The following is a 3969-nucleotide window of genomic DNA, read 5'->3' as shown; positions in this document are numbered from 1 at the left end:
ATGCCCTGGGCGGTCTCGGGCCGCAGGTACACGGTGTTCTTGGCGTCCTCGGTGACCCCCTGGAAGGTCTTGAACATCAGGTTGAACTGCCGGATGTCGGTGAAGTTGTGCTTGCCGCAGGAGGGGCAGGGAATGTTGTGCTCCTCCACATAGGCCTTCATCTCCTCCTGGGAGAAGGCGTCGATGGGCTTGGGCAGCTCCACCCCGTTCCCGGCGGCCCAGTCCTCAATGAGCTTGTCGGCCCGGAAGCGCTCCTTGCACTCCTTGCAGTCCATCAGCGGGTCGGAGAAGCCCCCCAGGTGGCCGGAGGCCACCCAGGTCTGGGGGTTCATCAAAATGGCGGCATCCAGACCCACGTTGTAGGGGTTCTCCTGGACGAACTTCTTCCACCAGGCCTTCTTCACGTTGTTCTTCAGCTCCACCCCCAGGGGGCCGTAGTCCCAGGTGTTGGCCAGGCCGCCGTAGATTTCGCTGCCGGAGAAGATAAAGCCCCGGCCCTTGCACAGGGTGACAATCTGCTCCATGGTCTTGTCGGTGTTTTTCATGCCACATACTCCTTTTGTCTGGCCCAGGGAAACAGAAAACCCTGAGCCGGTTGTCGGCTCAGGGCGAACAGAATATCACGCTCCGTCTGCTCACGACGCAGTCTGAGCCGCTCCAACTGCGCAAGCCGGCTGCCGGCCCGCAGGGCCGTCTGTCCGTTTGCTCCGTTCCACGTCTTAGTCTGCTGTTCGCTACGACTCTGCGCTTCCTTGTCCGTGGTTCCACCTGAATTCGCGGCTGGCTGCCGCGCACTCTTGCCCGGTAACGGCGGGGGGACCGGCGGGGCATTTCCTCCCCGCGGCTCACAGGCGCCTTCCCCACCCCTCCGCCGGAGCCTTGCACCGACCGGCTCCTCTCTGTGTGCGGAAAACAAGGGGGGTACTTCTCCCGTTCACAGCCTTATTGTGGCCCATTCTATCACCTTTTTTCCCCCTCGTCAAGGCGAAATGGGGAAAACTCAGGACAAAAACAGGTCGATATCCGCAATACTCAGCCCCGGCTGGAGGGCCAGATTGATGCCGTACCCAATGACCTTGGCCAAATCGGCTACCCGGGCGTCGATGTCCCGGGGGGTGACCAGCAGGCCGTCCCCCGCCCCCCGGAGGGCGTCCGGGTCCAGATCGGCCCGCCCAGCCTGGGCCAGCACATCGGCGGCCAGGGTGGCGGCGTCCACCACCGTAGGCACCCCCACGGCGATGACAGGCGTCCCCAGGGTCTCCTGATTCAGGGCGAAGCGGGCGTTGCCCACCCCGGAGCCGGGGACGATGCCGGTGTCGGAGAGCTGCACGGTGGTACACACCCGGCTCAGGCTGCGGGAGGCCAGGGCGTCCACCACCAGGATGGCGGCGGGGCGCACCTTTTCCGCCACCGCCCGCACCAGCTCTCCGCTCTCCACTCCGGTGGTACCCAGCACCCCGGCGGCCAGGGCGGCCACCGGCCGGAAGGAGCCGAAGTGCTCCGGCGCCTGCTCCACCAGATGGCGGGTGACCATGGTGTGGTCGGCGGCCCTGGGTCCGATGTCGTCGGGGGTAATGGAGCGGTTGCCCAGACCCACCACCAGCACCGGCGCCCCCCGGGGCAGCTTCAGCAGGGGGGAGAGCTCCGCCGCCACCGCCCGGGCCGCCCGGCCGAAGGCGTCCTTCTCCCGCCGGGCCAGCCCCTCCAGGGTGAGGGTGACGTAGGTCCCTGCCGGCTTGCCCAGGGCCTGCGTCCCCCGGTCATCCAGGATGCGCACCGTGGTCACCGGATAGCCCTCCCGCCTGGACTCCCGGCTCTCCACCCCGGGCAGCGCACCCGCGCCGCCCCGCTCGCGCCAGAGCTGGGCGGCCTCTACCGCCAGGTCCGTCCGCCGCTGTTTCATCCGCCTGCCTCCTTTAAAACCCCAAGATATGGTGGGCCTTGTGTTCTGCCTAACTATTTTTTGCGGATGCGCGGCCCATATGCAAAAAAAACAAAAAAACTTGAAAAAAAGAGTTGCAATTTTCGCCACCGGCTGTTAAAATAGGATTCTGCACGGGCAAACTGTGTAAAAAATGATATCGTCATCGGAGGAGGTGTTTGGTTTGCCGAATATTAAGTCTGCCAAGAAGCGTGTCCTGGTGAACAAGTCCAAGGCCATGCAGAACAAGGCCGCTAAGTCCGCGCTGAAGACCGACATCAAGAAGTTCGAGGCCGCGGTGGTCGAAGGCAACCGCAGCGAGGCCGAGGGCGCTTACAAGGTGGCCGTCAAGGCGGTTGACAAGGCTGTGGTTCATGGTCTGTTGCACAAGAACAACGCCGCGCACAAGAAGAGCGCCATGACCCTGAAGCTGAACAAGCTGGCCTGAGAAGGGGCAACGTAAGGACCGTCTGCGGTTGCAGGCGGTCTTTTTGTTTTTTTCGCGGGAAGGGCGGACTATGCTGTTGGGGAGAGAGGAGGAGTGGGGATGGACCGGCTGTGGAACAGCGCCGGGGTGCGCTTTGTGCGGGAGATGGTGCGCATTTATTTCAGCAAGCGGGTGTCCCGGTCGGCGGCGGAGCTGGCCTATTTCCTGGTGCTCACCTTTTTCCCGGTGCTCATCTGTATCAACGCCTTTGTGGGCCTGCTGGATCTGGACATCCAGGCGGTGCTGGACGCCGCCTCCGCCTTTGTCCCCCGGGAGAGCCTGGGGATATTGGAGGATTATGTGGGATATATTTCCATCAACCAGTCCACCGCCCTGCTCCTTGCCGGGGCGGGCATGACCCTGTTTTCCGCCTCCGCCGCCTTCCGGGCGCTGATGCACGTGATGGAGGAGCTATACGGTCGGAAGGGCTACCGGGGCTTCTGGCGTATCCTGGCCAGCCTGGTGTTCTCGGTGCTCTTCCTGCTCACCATCTACCTGTCCTTTGTGGTGCTGCTCACCGGGGACTGGCTGTTCCGGCTGGCGGAGGAATTTCTCCACCTGGAGACCGCCACCCTGCCCTGGGACTGGCAGTGGTTCCGGTTCTTGCTGCTGTTTCTGCTGGTGCTCCTTTTCGTGCTGCTGGTGTACCGCATGGCGGCCCCCCGGGGCAGACCCCGGCCGCCGGTGCTCACCGGCGCCCTCCTGGCCGCCGCCGCCCTGGTGGCGGCCTCCGCCCTGTTCTCCTGGTTCATCGGCCTGTCCTCCCGGTACTCGCTGGTATACGGGTCCCTGGCCTCGGTGATTATCCTGCTGGTGTGGCTTTACCTGTGCGGCAACATCCTGATTCTGGGCAACGTGTTCAACTGCGTATGGTACCGGAAAAAGAAGGTGCGCATGCTCCGCCAGAGCCGGGAGTGGCGGGAGTGAAGAAAAACCGCCCCGGACCCGGCCTGCCGCTGTTCGGCATAAAAATACCCCCTAATGTGGTCACATTAGGGGGTATTTTGGTTCGTTTCAGCCGGTTTTGTTGGGACCGCTTCCGCGGCCTGCACCCTCAACTCAGGTAAGAGCGGGGATTTACCGGGGTGCCGTTGATCTGCATCTCGAAGTGGCAGTGGTTGCCGGTGGACCGGCCGGTGGAGCCCACCCGGGCAATGGCCTGACCCTGATACACGTGGTCCCCGGCGGAGACCAGCAGGCTGGAGCAGTGGGCGTAAATGGTGCGCACGCCGTTGCCGTGGTCGATGACCACATATTTGCCGTAGCTCCAGTAGCCGCCGGTGCCGGTGCCGGACCACACCACCGTGCCGCCGTCGGAGGCCTTGATGGTGGTGCCGTAGGCGGTGGCGATGTCCAGCCCGTCATGGTAGCTGTAAGAGCCGAAGACGGAGCGGTAGCCGAAAGAGGAGGTAATGGTGCCGTACACCGGCCAGATATAGGTGCCGGTGGGGTACCAGCTGGGCCGCACCTTGGTGCCTACCGCCACCACCTTGTCGGTGGCCTCCCGGGTGACCTGGGTGGAGAGCACCGTGCGCTCCTGCTCCACGCCGTTGAGGTAGGA

4 protein-coding genes and 1 pseudogene are annotated in these 3969 nt (G+C 63.8%); 2 read left to right on the top strand and 3 right to left on the bottom strand.

All coding sequences use genetic code 11. The features are described from left to right. Positions 1-545 (bottom strand): annotated as a pseudogene (locus Q0J74_RS10655) (glycine--tRNA ligase); the annotation flags it as partial. A 455-nt stretch (positions 546-1000) separates the two neighbouring features. Continuing rightward, on the bottom strand, positions 1001-1903 hold the full coding sequence (gpr, locus tag Q0J74_RS10650) for a GPR endopeptidase (protein WP_297214447.1): 903 nt from the start codon (positions 1901-1903) through the stop codon (positions 1001-1003). 202 nt (positions 1904-2105) lie between these two features. Between gpr and rpsT the strand changes: the two genes are divergently transcribed. After that, positions 2106-2369, top strand: a complete 264-nt coding sequence (rpsT, locus tag Q0J74_RS10645) for a 30S ribosomal protein S20 (protein ID WP_297214445.1) — start codon at positions 2106-2108, stop codon at positions 2367-2369. Between the two features lie 99 nt (positions 2370-2468). Next, entirely contained in the window at positions 2469-3335 is an 867-nt protein-coding gene (locus tag Q0J74_RS10640) for a YihY/virulence factor BrkB family protein (RefSeq protein ID WP_297214443.1), read from the top strand. A gap of 127 nt (positions 3336-3462) precedes the next feature. Here Q0J74_RS10640 and Q0J74_RS10635 read toward each other — a convergent pair. Continuing rightward, on the bottom strand, positions 3463-3969 hold a 507-nt coding region (locus tag Q0J74_RS10635), incomplete at its 5' end, for a M23 family metallopeptidase (RefSeq protein ID WP_297214440.1).

The organism is uncultured Flavonifractor sp. (genome assembly GCF_944387675.1).
GTDB lineage: Bacteria > Bacillota > Clostridia > Oscillospirales > Oscillospiraceae > Flavonifractor.
Note: the sequence above shows the minus strand (reverse complement) of the source record. Positions and strands in the feature narration are given on the sequence as shown.

Coding starts and splice junctions, on each gene's coding strand:
- Q0J74_RS10640 (WP_297214443.1), top strand. CDS start 2,469: ATGGACCGGCTGTGGAACAGCGCCGGGGTGCGCTTTGTGCGGGAGATG.
- gpr (WP_297214447.1), bottom strand. CDS start 1,903: ATGAAACAGCGGCGGACGGACCTGGCGGTAGAGGCCGCCCAGCTCTGG.